Here is a 22867-nt window from a genome sequence, read left to right on the forward strand (position 1 = left end):
CGTCCAAAAAGGACGGGCGGGACGCCCATCCCACAATAACAATTAAAATTGTAAGTTATTTAATTCGCGATCCTAATGTGGTCACAGGTTAGCCCAAGAATTTGAACTCGCTGCCAAAGCGAACTACTCAATCCACAAAATCTCACTTTTTAGTTACAACAAGAGTATCTGATCCGTTGGCAGGAGTTCGATTAAATATTAAAATATTTGGGTAAGTGGTAACAGTTATAGCAGAAGACCTTCCGCAGAAAACTATCCCAGCAATAATTTCAACAATTAATAACGTCCTCAGCTTCTTCGCGGTTGCTCTAAATGTTAATAATTCACAACATTTAACAGTTAATATTTCACATTTCCGAGTCCAAGGGCTAATGACTGCTGATATCGTTTGCGGTTACATGGGTATTGTTTAAATGTCTAAACAGTCAGTTGTTCCGAAAGCATAATCTTAGTCAACCGCCAACCGGTAACAGTCAACAATATCTTGCTCGTGCAACCAGAATTGATCTGACTAATATAGCAATCCTAAATGATATCATGTCCGGTCGATTACCATTCATCAGGTAGGGGCGGGTTCACTAACAATATCTGCCAATAATTGACAATCTCAAAAACCCGCCCGGCCGGGATATTATGGTCAATAGATCGGGAGCATCTCACCTTTGCAGCCCTCCGCTAGAAATTGGAGTTTTGAGGCAGGAGGCAGGAGGCAGGAGGAAGAAGGAAAGAGGAAGAAGGAAAGAGGAAGAAGGAAGAAGCCAGAAGAAGGAAGCAGCCAGAAGAAGTATTTTTACAAATATGAGATGCTCCCAATAGATCGGACATGATATGAGTCGTAAATTTTTTACCCCACCCCAACCCTCCCCGAACCCGCGGTTCGGGAGTAAGAAATTCACAAATGATTTAGGATTGCTATAACTACTTCCCCAGACTCTGATATTTACTCAATAAAGCAGCAAAGCGCTTGTAATCCACAGGCTTCCTCAAATACTCCGCCGCTCCCAATTCCAAACCCTGATTTTGGTCGTCCAAAAAAGTTATCATAATTACCGGAATATCAACCAAATCCCGATCGGCTTTCAATGCCGACAGCACCGCCCAGCCGTCCATACTCGGCATCATCACGTCCAGAAGAATCGCGTCGGGCAGCAACTCCTTAGCCAACAGAAGCCCCCCTTGACCGCTAGCCGACGATCGCACCCGAAATCCCTGTTTCGACAAGCAGCGAGTCATCAAATCCCGCGCGTCTGGATCGTCGTCAATCACCAGCACAGTAGCAGCATCCGGCAGATCCAGCCGTTGCGATCGCACTGCTTTTTGCTTCCCTTCAGTCGCTGCTACACTCGTGTCTAACTCCTGGGAATCGGGCTGAATTTCTTGGATTTCTCGATCGTCCGGCGCTTCTTTCGGGCTTGTAACCGCAATCGGCAACCGGATCGTAAAACTAGAACCGCAATTAAATTCGCTCTCAACCGTAATGTCTCCGCCCATCATCTGGCAAAACTTCCGGCTAATTGTCAGCCCCAAACCGGTGCCGCCGTATTTGCGGGTAGTAGAATCGTCCGCTTGAGCGAAAGCTCCGAACAGCCTCGACACCTGATCCTCAGTCATGCCGATGCCGGTATCGGTTACTTGAAACACGATCGACGGCTGTTGACACCGAGAAGGATCTGCCGAGAGTTCTTCGGAATTGTCGATCGGCAAAACCTCCCCTTCTTCCTTCCAAACATTAATCGTAATTTTGCCTCGATCGGTAAACTTAGCAGCATTGCTCACCAAATTCAACAGCGCTTGCCGCAGCTTCGACGAATCCGAGTAGATCGTGCCAATATTGCGATCGCAATTGACGATCAAAGTATTGCCATTTTTCCCTAGCGTCGGTTGAACAGTAGTGACAACCTGCTCGATCAAATCCCACACCTCAAAAGTCTCCAAGAAAAGAGTCATCTTTCCTGCTTCAATTTTAGAAATATCCAGGATGTCACTAATAATGTTGAGCAACTGCTTGCCTGCCATATTAATGCTTGCCAAATCCATCACAAACTCTTCTTCGCCAAGTTCCAGAGCCTCTTCTTGTAGCAGCTCGCTGTAGCCGATAATCGCATTCAAAGGCGTCCGCAACTCGTGAGTCATATTTGCCAAAAAAGTGCTTTTCGCCCGGTTGGCAGCTTCGGCAGCATTCTTAGCGACTTCCAATTCCTCCGATCGTTCCTCTAGCTGTCGCTGCCGCACCTCCAAACCGTTGAGCAAACTGCTAATTTGCTGAGCCATTGTATTGAGAGTAGAAGATAGCACCCCGATCGCGTCATTAGAAACCACAGGCGATCGAGCCGTCAAATCACCGCTTGCCATCTGTTCGGCAGTTTCCCGCAGCAAGCCGAGATTCCGAATAATTGCCGACACCGACACAAAAGCCACTATCCCCGCGATCAAACTCAAAGCCAAAGCCCCCATCAGCCAGTGCTGAGTGCGGCTCGCCACCAAGAGAGTTTGCTGCACCAGCACCGCCATTGCCGCCTCGGGAACCCCCGCCGCCGGATGTGAGGCAGCCTCTATTGTCAGCAAATAGTTCTTCATATCCACAGAACCCATCCACCCGACTCCCACCGCCATCCAAGTTATCAGTACCAAGATGACAAACAGCCCGATCAAAGACGCCCGAGTTCCCAGAGAAATCCCCCTCGTAGCAAGTGCCGCCGCCCAAGGATAGCCCTTGAGAAAAGGATCTGGCGGAACCGGTGCGCCGGAATTCCAAATCTCCTCAATTTGACCGTCCACCCTCACCTTACCAATCCGCACTGTTTTCCAGATATGCTGAGTTTGGGCATCTATTTTTACCTTGCCCGAAGGCGCTGCAAACTCAATATTTTTAGCAGCCGCCCTGACTTTAACCACATCTGTCGAACCAGCTTTTTCTACTGCTTGCTTCCACAGGTAAACGCCCAAATAAGCAGCTTCGATCGGGTCATCCGTGACTCGATTTTCCCCGTATCGGGCTTTATAAGCCTTGACAAATTTACGATTTTCCGGTGTATCCACCGTTTGAAAATAGTTCCATACCACCAAATGTCCAGCAATATTGGACGGCCCAATCGCTCGCACTTCCTCTTCTGCTACGCTGACCGACATCACCGGCAAATCATCGGGTTTCAAGCCAGCTTCCCGCAACTTTTGGAAAAAAGCCACATTGCTATCGCCGTTGAGAGTGTTGAGAATCGCATCTGGTTTCACTGCTAAGATATGTGCGATCGCCTCGCCCACTTCCCTCGAACCCAGCGGCAGATAAACTTCCCCCGCTAACTCTCCCCCCAGTGCCGCCAGTTGAGCTTTCACAATCCGATTTGCCGTGCGGGGAAAGATATAATCCGAACCCAACAGGAAAATTTTCCGCTTTCCCTGTGCCAGCAAGTAATTCACCCCAGGCACAATCTGTTGGTTTGGCGCAGCACCAGTGTAGAAAATATTCGGACACTGTTCTAGCCCTTCATACTGCACCGGATAGAACAGCAACCCACTGCAGTGATCAAAAGCCGGCTGTACAGCTTTGCGGCTCGCCGAAGTCCAACAGCCAAATACCACCGCCACCTGCGCTTCTAGGAGCAATTGCTTAGCTTTTTGAGCAAAAGTTTGCAAATCGCTGGCTCCATCTTCTATAACCGCTTCCAAGGGGCGTCCCAGCACCCCTCCCGCCACATTAATTTCCTCAACAGCCAACAGCGTCGCATCTTTAACAGAAATTTCGCTGATGGACATCGTGCCCGTCAGCGAATGCAACACGCCTATTTTGATCGGCTCACGAGTCGGGCCTGCTGCTTCGAGGGGGTTACTGCTCGTTGCTCCCATAGGGTTTTAGATAATTTTTACTAATAATAGAAATTTTAGTTCGATCCGGTAGGAAGTTAGCCTTGAGGCTAAATCTTGTTTAGCAGATTATTTAAGCCGATCGCCACCAAACGGGGGAATCGTTACACCCTGTTGATTTTAACGGTCAAACTCTCAGCATAGACTATACCTCTTGCAAAAATAACTAGGACGGGCTCTGGGGCCCATCCCACAAAAGTTATTTTTTCTTGTGGGATGGGCCGAAGAGCCCGTCCAATAAATTTATGAAAAGGACTTTTGCAAGAGCTCTAGTTAAGTCTGCACTAAATTGCCTCCCATTTCTCTCTTGATCTTTTACCGATGTCCAAAGAGCCTCATCCAACAACATTCGACACTTAATGCCATCGCGCGCGCCGCAGAAAAATTGTCCCCCCTCTTCCCTCTCCCGTACTCATTCACTGCCCGCGCCTTGCGACTCACCAAGCAATCTCATGCACTCACGCACTCTTCCCCTTCCCATATCTTTCTTCCGGCAGATGGAAGTCTCCCTAATTTCTCTTATTTTAAAACTAAAAACTCTTCCCCAGCTCCTATCTATCTTCAGGGAGAGGGACGGCTTCGTCATTGGCGTTATTATAAATATAAGGTTAACTTGTAACTAGCCTGGTTAAAAATAAATTTTGCAAACAATAGGGTCAAGACAAATGAATATTGAAGAAAATGCGACCCACACTGGCAGCGAAAATCAAGTAACGCTACCAAAATCAAAGGAAACATTGCTCGGCGAGGAAACAGAAAAAGCCCTCGGTCAGCAAAAACAAGAAGATGCTCAAACTATGCGCGCTGTGGAACAGTTGAAAGAAGAACTTCAGCAGAAAATAGATGAAGAATGTCATCACAAGGTAGATTAAAACTAATACGGCATTTGTTCGGGTGTGGGTAAGATGCGGTCTTGCCCACACCTGCCCTTTTAAGGCAGAACGCAGAAGTCAGAATTAAATAAAAATTTATAATTTTAAATTATTTTTGGTGTGATAAAAACCTCCGGGAAGCGGGGTTGACCATCCACCATTTTTTTTACATAAATACTTCGTTGCAGCCACCAGAAACGGTGAAAAAACCTATAAGTATGAAAGCTATAGCAATCCTAAATCATTTATGTAAATTTGTAGGGGTAGTACCTTTCTTTGTCTACCCCCTATCTATCGGGGCAACCGGGCGTGGGATTGCCCCTACAATAATTACGCGAAGGATTTAGGATTGCTATATAAGTATGAAAGTGGCAGTGCGTCTAAAATTGAAAAATTATTTTTCCATCTTCCATGTTCCCTGTTCATTTATTCTTCATTCTTTCTTCCTAGAGGTAGAGTGCAACGCAGCTCCTAGTTACCTATGATGAGTTTATAAAGTAAAAAATGTCTGAGATACAGATAGGGAGAAACCCATGAGCACTGAAGATAGAGCAAAGGCAACTGGCAACAACATCGCAGGCAAAGCTCAAGAAGCCCTAGGCAATGTTACTGGCGATCCGAAGGATAAAGCTGAAGGCAAAGCCAAGCAGGCCAAAGCTGAAGCTGGTCACGCGATCGAAGATGTAAAAGATGAGCTCAAAAAGAAACTAGACTAAGCCTAATACTAATTGAGAGGGTCGAGCAACCTGACCCTTTCAAGTATTCCAAATGTTTGAGTAACGGAGGAAAAAAGGTGAGTTTATTGCAGCAGAGTCGCAAAATAATTGCGGGCGTACTTTTGGTTTTAATGCTGGCAGTTACTACTGCCTGCACGTCCAGCGTTTCAGCCCAAAAAACGGGTGATGTACCTGTAGCAATTGGTGGCAGTCAGGGTTATTACGCCCAGCTAGAACGTGGCAATACCGCCGCCGGTCAAGATTTTGGTAAATGGGTAACATTGACGGCTCAGGGCTTGGTTCAGGATGCTTACGTGCGCGACAATAACAAATTGGGAGTGGTAATTACCCCGCAAGTCCGCCCGACTGAAGTGAAAGATTTGGCGAAATCTTTAGCACAAGGTTTTCACCGCAATTTCCCCAATCAGGATGTAAGTGTTTTGGTTTACGCTCCTGACAAAAAACTGATTTTGACTGCTAAGTACGACCAGCAATCAAATCAAATTGAATACAAGTCTTGACCTGGTTAGAAAGCTTAAATGATAGCCGCGCGACGGTTTAATATTCCGCAGTTTTTGGAAGCCGAAACAATCTCAAGTAGAGACGGAACTGTTTTGTAGATTGGAAGGGATTTACCATGAGTAGCAGCGATAATTACAAGAGTCAAATCATGAAAGATTTGGCGCAGGGCGATAGAGAAATGATGCCGGAGACAACCGGTGAAGAGTACGAAAATTTTGACGATTTTGCTCAAAGAACTTCGCCGGCTCAACGCAAACAATTATTCGGGCGTTCACTGAATCACGACTCGCTCCCGCCGGCTCAGTTGGAACCGGAATTGCAAAAGGCGATCGCCCAAATTAAGCCAAACGAACGCGACGATGTAGCGCGGGAATTCTTCAAGCATTTGGGCAAGAGAGGATTGGACGATCGCCAATTGGAAAAGCAGCTAGGACTTTCTACCCACCACGCCAGCCGCATGAATGCTGACGATGTTACCAAGTTAGCCTCATTCACCTATCACAATCACCCGGATATTTTCCGAGAAGTGCTGGCAGAACAGCCTAGTTTGATGAAGTTTTTGGGAAATCCCGTTGTTGCTGGTATTTTGGGAATAGTTGCTGCTAAATGGCTCAACAACCGCAAATAATCTTGGATTCAGACAAGCCTAAAAGCGGATAATACGTGCAGCAAATAAAAGGACGATCGCTCGGGCGATCGTCCTTTTATTTTTTATATCTCGTCCGGTCAATTCGGGAGCATCTCATATTTGTAAAAATACTTCTTCTGCCTCCTTCCTTCTGCCTCTTTCCTTCTGCCTCTTTCCTTCTGCCTCCTGCCTCCTGCCTCCTGCCTCAAAACTCCAATTTCTAGCGGAGGGCTGCAAAGGTGAGATGCTCCCGTCAATTCCCTCCGCTTCGCTTCACCCGAAATCAGGTAGGGGCGGGTTCACGAACCATATCTGCCAATAATTGACAATCTCAAAAACCCGCCCTGCCGGGATATTATGGTCAATCGATCGCACTAGATATTATATCGAGTCCGGTAGTAAAATAACCGCGATCGCGTTTTTATGGAGGATTTTAGTCATCATAAAACTAACTCAAAATTTAGTCCTCACTACAAACATCTTTGATGGCGGTCGTTCGAGGAAAGATAAGATTATAATACTAAATCCCGATTGTTTAAATCTTAATTATTGGGTTCCTAGCGGTTCCGGTAAGTAAAAAACCTTGCCAATTACCGATTACGAATTACTAATTATTGCTTAAAGCTAAAAATAACTGCACAGCAGTCAACAGCGGTATACCTGACACTCCGCCAAATTAAATGTAGGATTAAGTGTTGTCGTGAATCAGAAAAAAAAGATGAACTTATCCACTTTTTGGCGAAAACTCCGCAGCCAGCAAGCCTTGTGCTTTGCTGCACTCCTGGTAGGTTGCCTGGTATTTATCGGTTGTTCCCCCGCCCAGTCAGCGGCTGGCAATTCAGTCGATCCCAAGTTCAAAGAGCAAGTCTTGCAGGTGATCCGCGAAAACCCGCAAGTAATTTTAGAGTCGGTACAAGCGTACCAGCAACAGCAGCAGCAGTCTCTCAAAGCAGCGCAGCAGTCATTTTTGCAGGAGATGAAAACTAATCCCAAATCTTCGATCGGGGATTCTCCCACCACGGGCTCACCTTCCCAGCAAATTGTACTTTTAGAATTCTCTGACTTTCAATGTCCGTTTTGCGCGCGCGCTTACGATACTGTCAAGCAGTTTATGGCAAAACACCAGGACAAAGTTACTTTAGCTTACAAGCATTTTCCCTTGACTTCTATTCACCCTCAAGCGCTGCCAGCAGCTAAAGCAGCTTGGGCTGCTGGGCAGCAGGGCAAATTCTGGGAATATTACAGCGCTTTGTTTGAAGGGCAGAAACAGTTAGGCGAACCATTGTACGGATCGATCGCCCAAAAGCTCAATCTAAAATTAGATAAATTCAACACCGATCGCAACAGCCCCGCAGCAGAAGCCGCCATTGCCAAAGACGTGCAACTCGCTCAACAACTGGGCATTGAAGGCACTCCGTTTTTTATTATGAACGGCAAAACTTTCTCCGGGGCAGTCGAGCTTTCTGAGATGGAAAGCATTCTCGCTAGTATCTCCAAATAAGTAAGCCCACCTGAACAAACAGAACCCCCAGATCCCCGATTTCTTAAAGAAGTCGGGGATCGAATGCGCGATCGGGTCGATCGCTATATTTACTGACTAATTTTTAGGATTGGGAACAAATTTGCTCCTTGTGTTGTCTTACTAAGACTTTAAGCTGCTTATGACTTCAGCATTATATCTTGCCTTTTACAAGCTTTCCAAGACCGAGCTAGTGGATTCAAATGATTATTTGTCCCTACTAATTTGAATTCTTTTGGCAAGACGATCGCCGCTTTTAAGCTCCATTTCCCTTGCATCTACGAGGAAAATCGATCATGGAAAAAATTACGCAAATAGTTGTCATTGACCCAACTGTTGAAAATTATCAACGCCTTGCAGCAAGCGCCGAACCAAGGAAAAAGATATTTATACTCGATCGGGCGGGGGATGGAGTCGAGCAAATTACAGAGTTATTAGCTAGCTACACCGATATTTCCGCTGTTCATATTGTTTCTCACGGCGGGCCTGGAAATTTGCAACTGGGGTCAATTCAGCTAAATTCTGACAACCTAGACGAATATGGCGATCGACTTCAGCAGTGGAAAAAGGCCTTAACCCCTAACGCCGATATCCTCCTGTACGGTTGCAACGTGGCGGCAGAAATCGCCCCACCGATAGCGGGGCGATCGTTCTTGCAACGCCTCAATCAACTCACAGGTGCAGACATCGCCGCCTCCAAAAACCTGACAGGAAGTGCTGCATTAGGCGGTGACTGGGATTTAGAAGTAACAATTGGTTCGATTGAGACCGCTTTGGCATTCACCCAAGAGGCGATCGCAAGTTACGATCGCGTTTTAGCTTCTTTTGCAGTCACCAGCACCAACGACTCCGGCTTAGGATCGCTGCGAGATGCGATTACCCAAGCGAATGCTACCGCAGGCGCAGATATTATTGACCTGACTGGTATTACGGGCACAATTACCCTCGCGACGACGCTGCCAACTATTAATGAAAGTGTCAGTCTGAACGGCCCAGTCGCAGCTACTTTGACAGTTAGCGGTAACAGTGCAGTGCAGATACTTAGCACTAATATAAATATCGGCCCTGTCAGCATTTCTAACCTCACCTTTGCTAACGGGACTGGTGGCATTAATAACGCCTCCGGTGTCACCCTGAACCTTACCAACCTTACCTTCTCCGCCAATGTCGCTGGGGCAGGAGGTGCTCTCTTCAACAATGGCGGCACGGTGACAATAACGAGTTCTACGTTTACTGCCAATACCGCTACTGCTTCGGGTGGTGGCGCGATCAGGCAGGGTGGGGGTCTTCTCACCATTGTTGACAGCACTTTCACCGAAAACACAGCGAATGCGAACAGTCAAGGCGGCGGTGCCATCTTGATCGATGGCGGTGCGGTAAACATTACTGGCAGCACCTTTAGTGGTAATAGTGCACAAAACACCGCTGACGGTGGCGGCGCTATCTACCACAGAGGCGGGGGCGAACTGCTGAGCATTCTCAATAGCACTTTCACTAACAACATTTCGGTGGGTAACGGCGGTGCGATCAGAAACGACGCCCAGCCATTGAGTGTTACCAGCAGCACGTTTAGCAGCAATCAGGCTGCACAAAATGGAGGTGCGATCGTCAACGAGGGCGCGGCAACCATTACCAACAGCACGTTTTCTGCGAACACGGCAACTAACTTTGGCGCGATCAGAAATGGCGGTACGCTGGATCTCAGAAGTAGCACTCTGACTCTCAATAGTGCAACGAACCAAGGCGGCGGGATTTTCAACACTAATGTGGCAAATGTCCGCAACACGATCATTGCTGGGAACACGGCTACCAATTTAAACCCCGATGTAGATGGGACATTTACAAGTGAGGGCAATAACTTAATTGGCAACGGTACGGGTGCTGGCTTCACAAACGGTGTTAATGGCGATCTAGTAGGCACTGCTGGCACTCCCATCAATCCGAATCTCGGAGCACTGACAAATAACGGCGGCCCAACGGAGACTCACGTCTTACTCCCTGGAAGCCCTGCTCTTGACAGGGGTAACAGCGCGGCACCTGCTACGGATCAGCGTGGCTTAACTCGGCCTTCTGGCAGTGCTGTTGACATCGGCGCTGTTGAAGTACAGCAGATTATTGTGAGCATCACCGCGCCGGATAATTCAGCGGCTGAAACTCCTATTGATCCAGGCACTTTCCGCGTTAGCCGCAGTGATAGCACAGTCGGTAATTTGACGGTGAATCTCGCCATTGATGGCAGTAGTACCGCTGTTGCTGCTGACTACAATCTGGGTAGTACCTTTCCCGTCACTATTCCCAACGGGCAAAGCTTTGTGGATGTGATTCTCACCCCATTTGATGACGCAATACCGGAGGTTGCAGAAACGCTGCGATTGAATTTGGGAAATGGGAATTATGCGATCGCACCGGCCAGCAGCAATGCTACGGTGACTATTGCAGCCAATGACTCGATTGCTTATGCGATCGCACTCACAAATCCAGCGACAGGTTCCTTAATTGAAGGCAATTCCGGCACTCAACCCGTCACTTTCACCGTCACTCGCAGCGGCGGCACGGGGGTAGCGAGTACAGTAAATTATGCGATCGCTGGTACCGCGAGCAACGGCGCAGACTACAATAATATCAATGCTGCTGGGGCGACTACCACCACAGGGACGATCGCCTTTGCCGCCAACGAAACAACTAAAACTATTGCTGTGGATGTCTTGGGCGAAACCGCAGTTGAACCTGACGAGACAATTACCGTCACCCTCAGCAACCCAAATTTGACCGCAGCGCCGGAAAGTTCGACTGTCACCACCAGCACCGCCACTGCTACGATCGCTAATGATGACAGCCCTAGTATCTCGATCGATGATGTAGTTGTTACCGAGGGCAATACGGGTACTGCTAGCGCCACCTTTACCGCCACTCTCTCAGCAGCTTCTAGCTTGCCCGTCACCGTCAATTACGCCACCTCAGACGGTACTGCTAACACTGCTGATAGCGATTACGCGGCGGCCACAGGCAGCGTCACCTTCAATGCCGGGGAAACGACAAAAACCATTACTGTTGCTGTCAACGGCGATTCTAAGTTTGAAACTGACGAAACATTTAACGTCAACCTCAGCACCCCTGTCAATGCGACTATTACTAAAGCGACGGGCATAGGTACGATCGCAAATGACGACTTGGAGTCACCAACTCCGACACCGACGCCAACTCCGACTCCGACTCCGACTCCGACTCCGACTCCAACGCCAACTCCAACGCCAACTCCAACTCCGACTCCCACTCCGACAACAACTCCCACTCCAACTCCAACTCCGACTCCCACTCCGACAACAACTCCCACTCCAACTCCAACTCCGACTCCCACTCCAACTCCCACTCCGACTCCAACTCCGACTCCGACTCCAACTCCGACAACAACGCCAACTCCGACTCCGACTCCAACTCCGACAACAACTCCAACTCCGACTCCGACTCCAACTCCGACAACAACTCCAACTCCGACAACAACTCCAACTCCGACAACAACTCCAACTCCGACTCCGACTCCAACTCCGACAACAACTCCAACTCCGACTCCGACTCCAACTCCGACAACAACTCCAACTCCGACAACAACTCCAACTCCGACAACAACTCCAACTCCGACTCCGACTCCAACTCCGACAACAACTCCAACTCCGACTCCGACTCCGACTCCGACTCCAACTCCAACTCCAACTCCAACTCCAACTCCGAATCCGACAACAACTCCGACTCCGACAACAACGCCAACTCCGACAACAACGCCGACTCCCACTTCGACTCCAACTCCAACAACAACTCCGACAACAACACCAACTCCAACTCCGACAACAACTCCAACTCCGACAACAACTCCAACTCCGACAACAACTCCGACAACAACACCAACTCCGACAACAACGCCAACTCCGACAACAACGCCAACTCCGACAACAACTCCAACTCCGACAACAACTCCAACTCCGACAACAACTCCAACTCCGACAACAACTCCGACTCCGACAACAACTCCGACGCCAGAAACTCAAGACGAAGATTGCATTTGCAAGCAGATAACCTTTCCCAGCCAGACTGCTATTCGCGGCCCCAACCAAACAAATAGCACCACCAACGGTACAGAAAGCGACGACATTCTGGAGGGTTCCATTACCAATGACAAGATCAACGGCTTAAATGGTAACGACTTGGAGGTTGGCTTCACTGGCAATGACAATATTTATGGCGGATCTTACCTCAGCATTGATCTAGGAAATATAACCATTCTTCCCTCTGCCAAAGATAGCGACGTGCTGTTTGGCAATGAGGGCGATGATTACCTCCACGGGGGTGCTAAAGATGATTTAATTTTTGGGGGCAAGAACGAAGATGTTGCTTACGGTGGCAAAGATGACGACATAATTTTTGGAGACAAACAGAGCGATACTTTAATTGGCGATGAGGGTAATGACACATTATACGGTGGTACTTTTAACCCTTTAGACATCGATTCTACAGGTCGCGATTTGCTATTTGGTCTCAGTGGCGATGATTACCTGAACGGGCAAGAAGCCGAAGATTCCCTTTCTGGCGGTAATGGAAACGATACAGTGCGTGGCGGCAAGGGTGATGATTTGGCCCTAGGAGACTTGGGCAACGACGTGCTGTTTGGGGATGAGGGCAGCGATACTCTCTGTGGTGGCGAGGGAGAAGATACTATGTACGGGGATATTGGCAGCCCTCTGGCGATCGGCTCCGCTGGCGCTCAAGACCAGATGTGTGGTGGTTTGGGCAACGATTTGTTGTTTGGCAATGAAGGTCAGGATACCGTCAACGGTGATGCTGGAAACGATACTCTTTATGGCGGCAAGGATGAAGACAGTTTACTGGGTAGTGCTGGGGACGATTGGTTATTTGGAGATGAGGGGAATGATACTTTAATTGGAGGTACTGGGGACGATCGATTTATCTTAGGTATCGACAACGGCCACGAGACTATTTTAGACTTTCAAGATGGTCGCGATGCGATCGGCTTGACAGGCGGTTTAAGTTTCTCGCAACTGAGCATTACTGTAGAAAATAATTCTACTTCGCTCCGAGTTACCAGTTCCGGTCAACTGTTAGCAACTCTCAGCAATGTGTCCACAGGGCTGATTAATGTTACCGATTTTGTAGCGGTCTAAATCGATACCCCTGGGGACACGGCAATGCCGTTTCCTTTTGCTCGTCGATCGTATACAAAAAATCGGCTCTCCCGGATCTATGGTGATAACTCAATCTAAGAACTGGTAATAGGTAATGGGTAATGGGTTAGTCATTTGGAGCCAATTACCTATTACCTATTACCATTACTCTGTAATATCATTGCCGGTTACACCGGAATGATGTTGACTGTTGACGGTTGACTGTTCACGGCGTCAACAGTCAACAGTCAACAGTCAACAGTCAACAGTGAACTCGAATTTACTATTCCGATGCTAACGGATTTGATATAACACAGGATACATTTTTTCCCAGCTCGCTATGAGATCCAAAAAGGGGACTTTGACCCTCTTGCTCCCCTATTTTTAAGGGGTACTGGGGGGTTCTAAGACGCAATAAAACACGCTCTAGAGACCCCAAAAACCAGGTTTATGCGTCAATATTTCTCGGAAAAAGCGGCAATTTTTCCCAAAAACCAATTTTTTTGCATAATTCCTGTTCTCTAAGCCGATTATTTAATAGGACAGATCGATACCTACTGGAATCCGTTGTTTTTCTCGATCGTTCCCGCTTCCCTTTCTAATCTTTATCCAAATAAAATAAAATCAAGCGCTGAAACCCAAACGAAATCGCTAGAGTGAAGGCAGTCGAGACGATGCGTGTTGCAGTTCCTTTTGATGTATCATTTATGGAGGACTACTTTTATGCCATCCGTGAAATCTCCAACCGATCGAACCAGTGGATTATACGTGCGTTCCCCCGATGGAGAAAAACTCGTTTTTCCCCTGAAACATACAGAAGTCAGAGCCAAAATAGCCGGAAATTTATCGCGAGTTGAAGTCTCGCAAAAATTTGAAAATCCTTTCACAAAGCCGCTGGAAGCCGTCTATATTTTTCCGCTACCTGCAGAAGCAGCGGTAGATGAAATGGAAATTAAAATCGGCGAGAATACCATTAAAGGCAGCATCAAAAAACGCGAAGAAGCACAGCGAATTTACCAAAAAGCCAAACAAGAAGGACGGACTGCGGGTTTGCTGGAACAGGAGCGAGATAATATTTTCACCCAGTCCCTTGCCAACATCCAACCGGGCGAAGAAATCGATGTCACGATTCGCTATACCGACAGCTTGAAATTTCTAGCTGGCGATTATGAATTCGTCTTTCCGATGGTTGTCGGGCCGCGATATATTCCCGGTACGCCGCTGGATGAAACGGCAGCCAGTGGTAGTGCCCCAGCCCCAATGACAGTTAATTCCGATACCGATATTGTTCCCGATGCGTCGCGGCTGAATGCCCCGATTTTGCCACCGGGAATGCGATCGGCACACGATATCGGCGTGACGCTGGAAATTGAGGCGGGTATACCGATTCGTAACGTCAATTCCCCATCCCACCAACTGCAAATTGAATATTTAGACTCTCCCCAAACTTCCTTAGCAAGCGAGCAGAAAAATGGGCTGAGGGTGCGCGTTAAGTTGGGAAATGCAGATACAATTCCCAACAAAGATTTGATTGTTCGCTATCAAATTGCGGGTGGAGAAACTCAATCGACGGTATTAACTCAAGCCGACGAGCGCGGCGGGCATTTTGCAGTTTACTTGATTCCGGCGATCGAGTACAAAACCGATGAAATTGTTCCGAAAGATGTCGTATTTTTAGTCGATACTTCCGGTTCGCAATCCGGTGCGCCTTTGCAGCAATGTCAGGCATTGTTGCGGCAATTTATTAACGGATTGAATCCAGCGGATACTTTCTCGATTTTGGATTTTTCCGACAAAGTGCGCCAACTTTCCAAACATCCGCTACCGAATACCGCAGAAAATCGACAACAGGCGATCGAATATATCAACAAACTGCGCGCTGACAATAGTACGGAAATGTTAGGCGGAATTCGGGCGGCGATCGATTTTCCCGCACCATCCGGGCGCTTGCGAACTGTGGTATTCCTCAGCGACGGTTACATCGGCAACGAAAACCAAGTTCTCGCCGAAGTGCAGCAACATCTCAAATCGGGGAATCGCCTGTACAGTTTCGGTGCGGGGAGTTCCGTCAATCGCTTTTTGCTCGATCGCATTGCCCAAATCGGGCGGGGAATCTCCCGGATCATCCGGCATGACGAACCGGTTAACGAATTTGTCGAAAAGTTTTTCCGGCAAATCAACAATCCGGTGTTGGTAAATCTGGAAATTACTTGGCAGGGAGAGGGCGAAAATCCGGTAATTTATCCGTCAGTTGCGCCGGATTTATTTGCCGAACAACCGCTGGTTCTCTTTGGAAAAAAGGGCGATCGCCAAGCTGGAACACTTCAGATAAAAGGGGTTAGTGCAGGCGGACACCAGTACGTCCAAACCTACGACATGAACTTTACCGATCCTGGAAATCCGGCAGTTGCCCAGCTTTGGGGGCGGCACCGCATCAAATATTTGATGAGTCAGATGGTGCAGTACGAAATCAAGGTGGGGGTGGAAACAGTGACAGAAACGGCGCTAACCTATCAGCTTCTGTCGCAGTACACGGCTTTTGTGGCTGTCAGCGATGATGTGCGCGTCGAACCGGGTACGGAATCCATCTTGATGAATGTGCCGGTAGAAATGCCGGAGGCGGTGGAATATGAGGGCGTATTTGGCAACACAGACTATATAGATAATGGCTGCACAGACTGGATGGAAGCAGAAGGAGAATTAGAACGCGGCATCTCATTTAACCGCCTACAGGAACGGGTGTATCGATTGCGCGCACCAGGTGGCGCTAGCGCCCCGATCGCACCGTCAAAGCAGTCGCGCGCGCGCAGCACATCACCCGTAGAAGTTGTTAGCGCTAAGGGGTTGGATGAAGTGACGATCGATAGTTTAAACGAACACTTGGCGACTCTGACTGTCCCGCCCGGTACAAACGGCGAATTGGTGTTAGAAATTGTCTTCAGTAAGGTGCGCGCCAGCCGAATAGTTGTGGATGCTCAGGCTTCGACTTTGGCGGATGTGGAGTTACTGAAAACTATCAAAAAATGGTTGTTTAGCTGGTGCATTCCTCACTTTATTGGGGATACAGTGCGCCTGACGTTGCGGGTGCGATCGTAAAACAGCTTGAGTTGCACCACAATAGTCTCCTCATTCGGACCAATAATTATTCCGATGCGACCGGAATTGATATAACTATAATGTAGTATCAGCGATTTCTTAGATTTGGGACTGGTAGCTCAATTGGAAGAGCCTAGCGACATCATCGCAGAGGTTGGGAGTTCGAGTCTCCCTCAGTTCCACCTTTTTGGGGGCTATAGCTCAATGGAAGAGCGCTTTCTCTGCAGGGAAGAAGTTGGAGGTTCAAATCCTCTTAGCCCCCACCCATCGATATCAAATCTGGATATGTCAGGAACCTCAGCCTGAAGGCATGAGGCTTGAAAGAGAAATCTGACAAGCCGTTCTGACCAGCCTAAGTCTTAACTGACTACGTTTTTTGAGTCACGACACCCTGGAATGCGTAGCTAGTTCCTTGCTCTGTCGCTGAGAGTTAAACAATCTTAAGGTCACTGAGATAGTGCTTTCAGCCTAACAAGCTCTTAAAACATTGGCGAAGCTAACTTTACTCCGAAAGGAGAACGGGACAACCATATCCCGACGGAGGGGCACCCATACCCCTCCACCCCGGAAGGGGATTCAAATTAATGTAAAGCCGTCCTAAAAGGACGGGGTTTCAAACCCAATTTTCCGATGAAGGGGTTTTCGCGCTCCATTTCTCAAGGGGTTGGTCAAGATGAATATCCCACCAGACCAATTAGAAATTTGCCTCAATGTTCTGCAACAAATTTCAGAAGATCCAGCGGTCATTGGCGACCACGATCGCTTCAAAAGTTTGATTGCAAAAATCTACAAACAGGGACGCAAAGGTTGGCGTCAAACTCAACAACAACAACGGCGAATTGAAGATCGCCAACTCAAAGCATCAACCGTCATGGTGCAGTATCAGCACCAACAAAAGCCATTCGCTGCGTTACCAGAATCAACAACCCGATCGCAGCATTTGCACAAGCCCATCCTGTGTTACATTTGCAAAACACCCTATACAAAAATTCATTTTTTTTATCATTCACTCTGCCCAAAATGTGCTGAATTTAATTACCAAAAACGACAACAGCGAACCCATTTAGTTGGGCGAACTGCATTAGTGACAGGCGGACGCATCAAGATTGGCTATCAGATGGGATTGCGACTGTTGCAAGATGGTGCTAGGGTGATTCTCACCACAAGATTCCCCTATGACTGTGCTAATCGCTATAGTCTAGAACCCGATTTCGAGCAGTGGCGCGATCGCCTGCAAATTCACGGACTCGATCTGCGAAATATTCCCGCAGTGGAAACATTTGTACGGAATTTATTCCATACTGAATCCGCTCTGGATCTGATTATCAACAATGCAGCTCAAACTATCAAGCGTCCATTGGCATTTTATCAGCATCTCTTAGAGCGAGAAGAAGAAGCATCACAAATACTCAGCAACAACGCGCAAGCATTAATCCCGATCAATAGCAATCTATTAAAGGAGCAATTACCTCGACATCAATCTCTTTTACTCGAAAGTCAACCGAATTACAAAGCTCGCCTACCGGGTGCGATCGCTGATTACTTCCCGCGCGATTGCTTCGATGCTGACGGACAACAACTGGATCTTCGCCCTGAAAATAGCTGGTTGCTAAAACTGGATGAAGTAAATACGATTGAGTTACTTGAAGTACAGGTGGTGAACGCGATCGCACCCTTCATTCTTAACAGTCAACTCAAACCATTCCTACTTCGTTCATCCTTTGAAAGACGCTTTATCATCAACGTTTCGGCGATGGAAGGACAATTCAACCGCGACAGTAAAACACCCTATCATCCCCATACCAATATGGCAAAAGCAGCTTTGAATATGATGACGCGAACCTCGGCGGTTGATTATGCTCGAGCTAATATTTTCATGAACAGCGTCGATACGGGTTGGATTACCAATGAAAATCCTTATTCTAAAAAAATACGAGTTCAAGACGAACAAGGTTTTTACCCGCCATTAGATGCGATTGATGGGATGGCAAGAATTTACGATCCGATTGTTCAAGGTATTGAAAACCCCGCTCCTCCCATTTACGGTCATTTTATTAAAGACTACGCCCCCTATCCCTGGTAGCAAATGATGATAAATACCGATCTTCACTGTCCGTTACCCAATCCTATAGAGTCTTCCTCCGAAGTTGTAATGGAACTAAAATCGTTAATCGATTATCTCCAAACCGATCGACCGATCTCTCAAAAAGTAGTCTTCCCGCGCGGCACAGTCATGCCCGATGGACGACTTGATTTGTGCAAGCAAGATTTAGGTGTAATGGGATGTCATTTAGTGACTGAAGCATTGGCAAACAATGATGCGATCGCTAGCTTATTATTGGGAACCAATGGTATTGGCGATCGGGGTGCTAAGGATGTGGCGCGATTGATTCAACGTAACAACCGTTTAGAGATTGTCTATTTAGGTTGCAATGCGATTTCATCGACAGGTATTGCTGCACTTGCCGAAGCGCTGACGCAGAATCAATCTATAACTGGTTTGTGGTTAAAACGCAATCCGATTGGCGTAGGAGGTGCAGATAGTCTAGCGGAAATGTTGCGTCACAATACAAGTATCCGCACGCTAGATTTGGTCAATACTCAAATAGGAGATGAGGGATTAGCCGCCATTTTAGAGGTTTTGACTTACACCAATCGTACTGTTGAACGGCTGTACTTGGGCGGCAATCAAATTCAGGAAAACCATGCTGCTTTACTGGCTAATCTTTTAGCTTATAATCCTGTTATTACTGGCTTATTTCTTAATGTCAATCATCTGGGCGATCGAGGTGTTACAGTTTTAGTGGATGGATTGGCAGAAAATAAAACACTGGTTGATTTAGGACTAGCTAGCAATGGAATTGGGGTAGCAGGGTGCAATCCATTATTAGCAGCAGTGGCAACCCATCCCAAACTTAGTAATCTGGATTTAGGTTATAGTCCTTCTACAGGAGTGTTGGGATCGCAGCCCAATCAGATTGGAGATATCGGTGCAAGTGCGATCGCCCATTCGATCGCACGGAACCAAACCTTATTGAAACTCAATCTTTGTCGGAATGGAATTGGCAATTTGGGAAAAAAAGCGCTCATTGCTGCATTAGAAATCAATCAAAAATTACGTTATCTGATTTTAGATGGGCAACCCGATCGGCGAATTGAAGTTTTGTTACAGCGCAACCGAATGCTGAATTTGGGTGAAGAATTACATCAGCCTCGTAGTGTTTCTTTAATTCAGAGTGTATATCGTTGAGTTTAACTCTTTTCATCCCACACTAACCTCGATCGGTATAGTGTGGGGATTCCCGTCTGTTTAGCTAAAAAGTCATCAAACAGTTTGTAGTCAGGACTTCAGTCCTTTGTGAAATCTTTTAGCCACTAAGGACTAAAGTCCTGACTGCAAACCAGTTTTATTCTGGGTAATTCGCCGGACACGATCGAATTTTTGATTAAACCGCAGCTAACTCAGGAGTCGGACGCTTGCTGTGGCGGATACCCTCGATCGCCCCTGCGTAATCATTCGCCTTAAACACAGCAGAACCAGCGACGATCGCATTTGCGCCCGCTTCCAGAACCTGCCAAGTATTGTTCCCCTTCAAACCACCATCTACCTCAATCCAAGGATCGAGGCCCTTGTCGTCGCACATTTTACGCAACTGGCGAATTTTCGGCAAAACAGCCGGGATAAAACTTTGACCGCCAAAGCCCGGATTGACGCTCATAATCAGCACCAAATCGCAAAGTTCCAGCACGTACTCGATCAACTCCAGCGGCGTCGAAGGATTCAGAACCACACCAGCCATTTTGCCCAATTCCCGAATTTGGCCGAGGGTGCGGTGCAAGTGAGGCGAAGCATTGTGTTCCGCGTGAACCGAAATAATGTCAGCACCAGCCTTAGCGAAGTCCTCGACGTACTTCTCCGGCTCCACAATCATCAAGTGGACATCGATCACCTTGGTAGTAACGGGGCGAATTGCCTCAACAATCAGCGGCCCGATAGTAATATTAGGAACAAAGCGACCGTCCATCACATCTACGTGAATCCAGTCAGCCCCAGCTCGATCGACAGCCTGAATCTCTTCTCCAAGACGGCTAAAATCGGCTGATAATATGGATGGAGCAATAACGATGGGTTTTTGGGATTGGGTCATGGCTAAGTCTGTTCTCCTGACTGCTGTGCTGTATCCAGTTTATCAAAATACGGGTCTCCGGGTCGAAAAGTTGCCAACGATCGATCGCGAGATTGGGAGGGCAGAAAAATTTGGGCTGTGACAGACAAGTTTGGCGATCGCGCCCCAGCCCAGCTCTGGGAATTTTGGTTTAGGATATTAATTTTCCCTCTAACAAATAACTTTTGTGCAAAATCCGACCTTCTGCAAATTTTGAGTAGCGAATTATGAAAAATACAGATCCCTTAGAAAATCCTGAACTCGATCGTGCCAGTCTGTTTGTATTAATGATCCCAGTCATCGGCTTTTTCCCCGCCCTGTGGACTCTTTACCGCCGTCAGGGTAGTCCCGAACGCAAAGCCATCAGCCGCTTGGCAATTGCCCTTGCTTTTAGTTGGCTCTTAGGACATATTCTTTTAGAAGCTGGAGCGATTTCTGCGGAATCTCCGACACTTCCCATGTTATTAATGAGTAGCCTGCTAACAACCAGCTATTTCATCGTTGCTCTGGGACTGATGGTTCGCCTCTGGAAGCGTCAACCGCTATGGTTGCCCGGAATTAGTCGGGTAGCCGAGCAAGTAGTAGGCAAACATTTATCATAATTTAGGGTTCTTTTAAGCCCCTACCCTATTGATTGATTGCGTCTTCAGCTTGATACTACATATTGCCATTATCTTTTTTTATTTTTGTTGTGTGTGAGGAAGCCAGTGCCAGCTCAAAAAATTCCTAATCAAGACCCTATCCAACAATCAACTGCTCAACCTGCAACCAAAAAAGCTTCCCAGCCCCATCGAGGCCGCTGGCTGGGTTTTGGTTTTGGTTTGGCTGGAGTAGCCATGCTCTCAGCCACAGCCGGAGCATTGCTAGCCGTCTCCCTTTCTACGACGCCGCTTCAGCAACAAAAGTTGAGCCCTGAAGAAGCGGCAGTGTTTTCTCAAGGCGACATGGCAAAGCTCAGCATGAAAATGCCGGAGCTGACTCGCCCAGTTAATATTTTAGTTTTAGGACTTAAAGTTCTGACCTCTGACATCGAAGGAGGTGTCAACAAAAATGTCGGACACGAGGTTTGGGAAAACTCCTTTAAGGGGTTAACCGATACCATGCTGTTGGTTAGGTTTGACCCCCAAAATAAAAAGTTAAGCGTGCTTTCCATTCCGCGAGACACCCGCACCTATGTTGAAGGCAGGGGTGTCGTGAAAATCAACGAAGCTAATTACTACGGTGGCCCGGCTTCGTCAGCGAAGTCAGTCAGCGGACTCCTGGGCGGTGTGGGAATTGACCGCTACGTCACAGTTAATATTCATGGCATAAAAAGTTTGGTAGATGCCCTGGGTGGCATTACTATTAATGTCCCTAAAGACATGAAGTATACCGATGAAAGCCAGCATTTATATATAGATTTAAAGGCTGGCAAGCAGAAACTAAACGGCGAACAAATCGTGCAATATTTGCTTTACCGGCACGACGATTTGGGCGACATCGGGCGGGTGCAGCGCCAACAATTGTTGATGCGGGCTTTTGTGGAACAGGAAGTTAATGTAGGTTTGCTGTCTCGACTACCGAAGATTTTGTCGGTGATTCAGTCTCACCTTGACACCAATTTGAGTATAGAAGAATTGGTGGCTTTGGCTGGTTTTGCTACTCAAACCGATCGCGCTGGCGTGCAGATGTTAATGGTTCCCGGCAAATTTAGCGATGCTAAGGACTACAAGGCAAGTTTTTGGTTGCCCGACCAAAATGCCATCGAAACTATGGTGGCGGAACATTTTGACTTCGGCCAAAATACTTGGACAATTGAGAATGCTGATTCGACTTTTCTGAATGTGGCGATTCAAGATAGTACCGGAGATCCCTCGGCGGTTGAAGCTTTTGTCAATAATTTGACTCAAGCCGGTTATCGGAATGTTCAGGTTTATAAAGCTTGGCCCGAACCGCTGGAAGTAACTACTCTAGTAGCTCAACAGGGCGATATTAAAGGTGCTCAAGCGATTCGCCAGTTTTTGGGTTTTGGAGATGTGCTGGTTGAGAGTACCGGTTCTTTGCAGTCCGACGTGACAATTAGATTGGGTAAGGATTGGTTGCAGAAAAAGGCTCAGTCCGGCGGTGCTGCTAAGTCTTTTTAAACGGGGCTTTAAGCGAAGTATTTGTAGGGACACAGCATTGCTGTGTCCTCTTATTTTCTGTTGATAGAGAGGGAGGCGATCGCTTTTTTAATTTGGTATTTGTAGGGATCCAGCACTATCTTATCATCAGTGTTATCACTGAACAAAAGAAAAGACAGGTATAATATACAGCATATCCCGTGATTTCCAC

The 22867-nt window shown here is 47.4% G+C and carries 16 protein-coding genes and 2 tRNA genes; 15 read left to right on the forward strand and 3 right to left on the reverse strand.

The window, feature by feature from the left end; translation table 11 throughout:
- Positions 1-662 precede the first annotated feature (662 nt).
- The gene (locus tag QUA16_RS20495) at positions 663-827 is read left to right on the forward strand and encodes a hypothetical protein (RefSeq protein ID WP_333181310.1); all 165 of its coding nucleotides are present in this window, start codon (positions 663-665) and stop codon (positions 825-827) included.
- A gap of 91 nt (positions 828-918) precedes the next feature.
- Here QUA16_RS20495 and urtA read toward each other — a convergent pair whose 3' ends face one another.
- A complete protein-coding gene (gene urtA, locus QUA16_RS20500; RefSeq protein ID WP_333105369.1) occupies positions 919-3843 on the reverse strand; it encodes an urea ABC transporter substrate-binding protein in 2925 nt (974 codons plus the stop codon).
- Between the two features lie 683 nt (positions 3844-4526).
- Here urtA and QUA16_RS20505 point away from each other — a divergent pair.
- The 4 genes from QUA16_RS20505 to QUA16_RS20520 all read left to right on the forward strand — a co-directional run bounded on the left by QUA16_RS20505 (position 4527) and on the right by QUA16_RS20520 (position 6599).
- Positions 4527-4733: a hypothetical protein gene (locus tag QUA16_RS20505; RefSeq protein WP_333105370.1), complete on the forward strand. Its 207-nt coding sequence runs from the start codon at positions 4527-4529 to the stop codon at positions 4731-4733.
- Positions 4734-5266: 533 nt separating this feature from the next.
- Positions 5267-5449, forward strand: a complete 183-nt coding sequence (locus tag QUA16_RS20510; protein WP_333034601.1) for a CsbD family protein — start codon at positions 5267-5269, stop codon at positions 5447-5449.
- A gap of 77 nt (positions 5450-5526) precedes the next feature.
- Positions 5527-5970 carry a hypothetical protein gene (locus QUA16_RS20515; protein WP_333105371.1) on the forward strand — a complete coding sequence of 148 codons (444 nt, stop codon included), beginning with the start codon at positions 5527-5529 and terminating at the stop codon, positions 5968-5970.
- A gap of 116 nt (positions 5971-6086) precedes the next feature.
- On the forward strand, positions 6087-6599 hold the full coding sequence (locus QUA16_RS20520; RefSeq protein WP_333105372.1) for a hypothetical protein: 513 nt from the start codon (positions 6087-6089) through the stop codon (positions 6597-6599).
- A 114-nt stretch (positions 6600-6713) separates the two neighbouring features.
- Here QUA16_RS20520 and QUA16_RS20525 read toward each other — a convergent pair whose 3' ends face one another.
- Complete coding sequence (locus tag QUA16_RS20525; protein WP_333181311.1) at positions 6714-6836, reverse strand: hypothetical protein; 123 nt, start codon at positions 6834-6836, stop codon at positions 6714-6716.
- Positions 6837-7317: 481 nt separating this feature from the next.
- Here QUA16_RS20525 and QUA16_RS20530 point away from each other — a divergent pair, with 481 nt between their 5' ends.
- The 7 genes from QUA16_RS20530 to QUA16_RS20560 all read left to right on the forward strand — a co-directional run bounded on the left by QUA16_RS20530 (position 7318) and on the right by QUA16_RS20560 (position 19638).
- Positions 7318-8100, forward strand: coding sequence for a DsbA family protein (locus tag QUA16_RS20530; protein WP_333105374.1), 783 nt, complete (start codon positions 7318-7320; stop codon positions 8098-8100).
- Positions 8101-8414: 314 nt separating this feature from the next.
- Positions 8415-13292, forward strand: coding sequence for a DUF4347 domain-containing protein (locus tag QUA16_RS20535; RefSeq protein ID WP_333181312.1), 4878 nt, complete (start codon positions 8415-8417; stop codon positions 13290-13292).
- Between the two features lie 723 nt (positions 13293-14015).
- The gene (locus QUA16_RS20540) at positions 14016-16388 is read left to right on the forward strand and encodes a VIT domain-containing protein (RefSeq protein ID WP_333105377.1); all 2373 of its coding nucleotides are present in this window, start codon (positions 14016-14018) and stop codon (positions 16386-16388) included.
- 107 nt (positions 16389-16495) lie between these two features.
- Positions 16496-16570 (forward strand) — tRNA-Asp (locus QUA16_RS20545).
- An 8-nt stretch (positions 16571-16578) separates the two neighbouring features.
- Positions 16579-16650, forward strand: a tRNA-Ala gene (locus tag QUA16_RS20550).
- Between the two features lie 411 nt (positions 16651-17061).
- On the forward strand, positions 17062-18471 hold the full coding sequence (locus QUA16_RS20555) for an SDR family NAD(P)-dependent oxidoreductase (protein ID WP_333105378.1): 1410 nt from the start codon (positions 17062-17064) through the stop codon (positions 18469-18471).
- Between the two features lie 69 nt (positions 18472-18540).
- Positions 18541-19638, forward strand: a complete 1098-nt coding sequence (locus QUA16_RS20560) for a ribonuclease inhibitor (protein WP_333105379.1) — start codon at positions 18541-18543, stop codon at positions 19636-19638.
- 196 nt (positions 19639-19834) lie between these two features.
- Here QUA16_RS20560 and rpe read toward each other — a convergent pair whose 3' ends face one another.
- Entirely contained in the window at positions 19835-20536 is a 702-nt protein-coding gene (rpe, locus tag QUA16_RS20565) for a ribulose-phosphate 3-epimerase (RefSeq protein WP_190744589.1), read from the reverse strand.
- Between rpe and QUA16_RS20570 the strand changes: the two genes are divergently transcribed.
- From QUA16_RS20570 to QUA16_RS20580, 3 genes are all read left to right on the forward strand, one after another.
- Entirely contained in the window at positions 20535-20657 is a 123-nt protein-coding gene (locus QUA16_RS20570; RefSeq protein WP_333105380.1) for a hypothetical protein, read from the forward strand. The two genes, rpe and QUA16_RS20570, sit on opposite strands and share 2 nt — an antisense overlap.
- A 124-nt stretch (positions 20658-20781) precedes the next feature.
- Positions 20782-21156: a hypothetical protein gene (locus tag QUA16_RS20575; protein WP_172192965.1), complete on the forward strand. Its 375-nt coding sequence runs from the start codon at positions 20782-20784 to the stop codon at positions 21154-21156.
- A gap of 105 nt (positions 21157-21261) precedes the next feature.
- Entirely contained in the window at positions 21262-22677 is a 1416-nt protein-coding gene (locus QUA16_RS20580; protein ID WP_333105381.1) for an LCP family protein, read from the forward strand.
- The last annotated feature ends 190 nt before the right edge of the window (positions 22678-22867 follow it).

Source organism: Microcoleus sp. S13_C3, from assembly GCF_036700905.1.
In the GTDB taxonomy this organism is placed as follows: domain Bacteria; phylum Cyanobacteriota; class Cyanobacteriia; order Cyanobacteriales; family Microcoleaceae; genus Microcoleus.

Coding starts and splice junctions, on each gene's coding strand:
- urtA (WP_333105369.1), bottom strand. CDS start 3,843: ATGGGAGCAACGAGCAGTAACCCCCTCGAAGCAGCAGGCCCGACTCGT.
- QUA16_RS20505 (WP_333105370.1), top strand. CDS start 4,527: ATGAATATTGAAGAAAATGCGACCCACACTGGCAGCGAAAATCAAGTA.
- QUA16_RS20510 (WP_333034601.1), top strand. CDS start 5,267: ATGAGCACTGAAGATAGAGCAAAGGCAACTGGCAACAACATCGCAGGC.
- QUA16_RS20520 (WP_333105372.1), top strand. CDS start 6,087: ATGAGTAGCAGCGATAATTACAAGAGTCAAATCATGAAAGATTTGGCG.
- QUA16_RS20530 (WP_333105374.1), top strand. CDS start 7,318: ATGAACTTATCCACTTTTTGGCGAAAACTCCGCAGCCAGCAAGCCTTG.
- QUA16_RS20535 (WP_333181312.1), top strand. CDS start 8,415: ATGGAAAAAATTACGCAAATAGTTGTCATTGACCCAACTGTTGAAAAT.
- QUA16_RS20540 (WP_333105377.1), top strand. CDS start 14,016: ATGCCATCCGTGAAATCTCCAACCGATCGAACCAGTGGATTATACGTG.
- QUA16_RS20555 (WP_333105378.1), top strand. CDS start 17,062: ATGAATATCCCACCAGACCAATTAGAAATTTGCCTCAATGTTCTGCAA.
- QUA16_RS20560 (WP_333105379.1), top strand. CDS start 18,541: ATGGAACTAAAATCGTTAATCGATTATCTCCAAACCGATCGACCGATC.
- QUA16_RS20570 (WP_333105380.1), top strand. CDS start 20,535: ATGGCTAAGTCTGTTCTCCTGACTGCTGTGCTGTATCCAGTTTATCAA.
- rpe (WP_190744589.1), bottom strand. CDS start 20,536: ATGACCCAATCCCAAAAACCCATCGTTATTGCTCCATCCATATTATCA.
- QUA16_RS20575 (WP_172192965.1), top strand. CDS start 20,782: ATGAAAAATACAGATCCCTTAGAAAATCCTGAACTCGATCGTGCCAGT.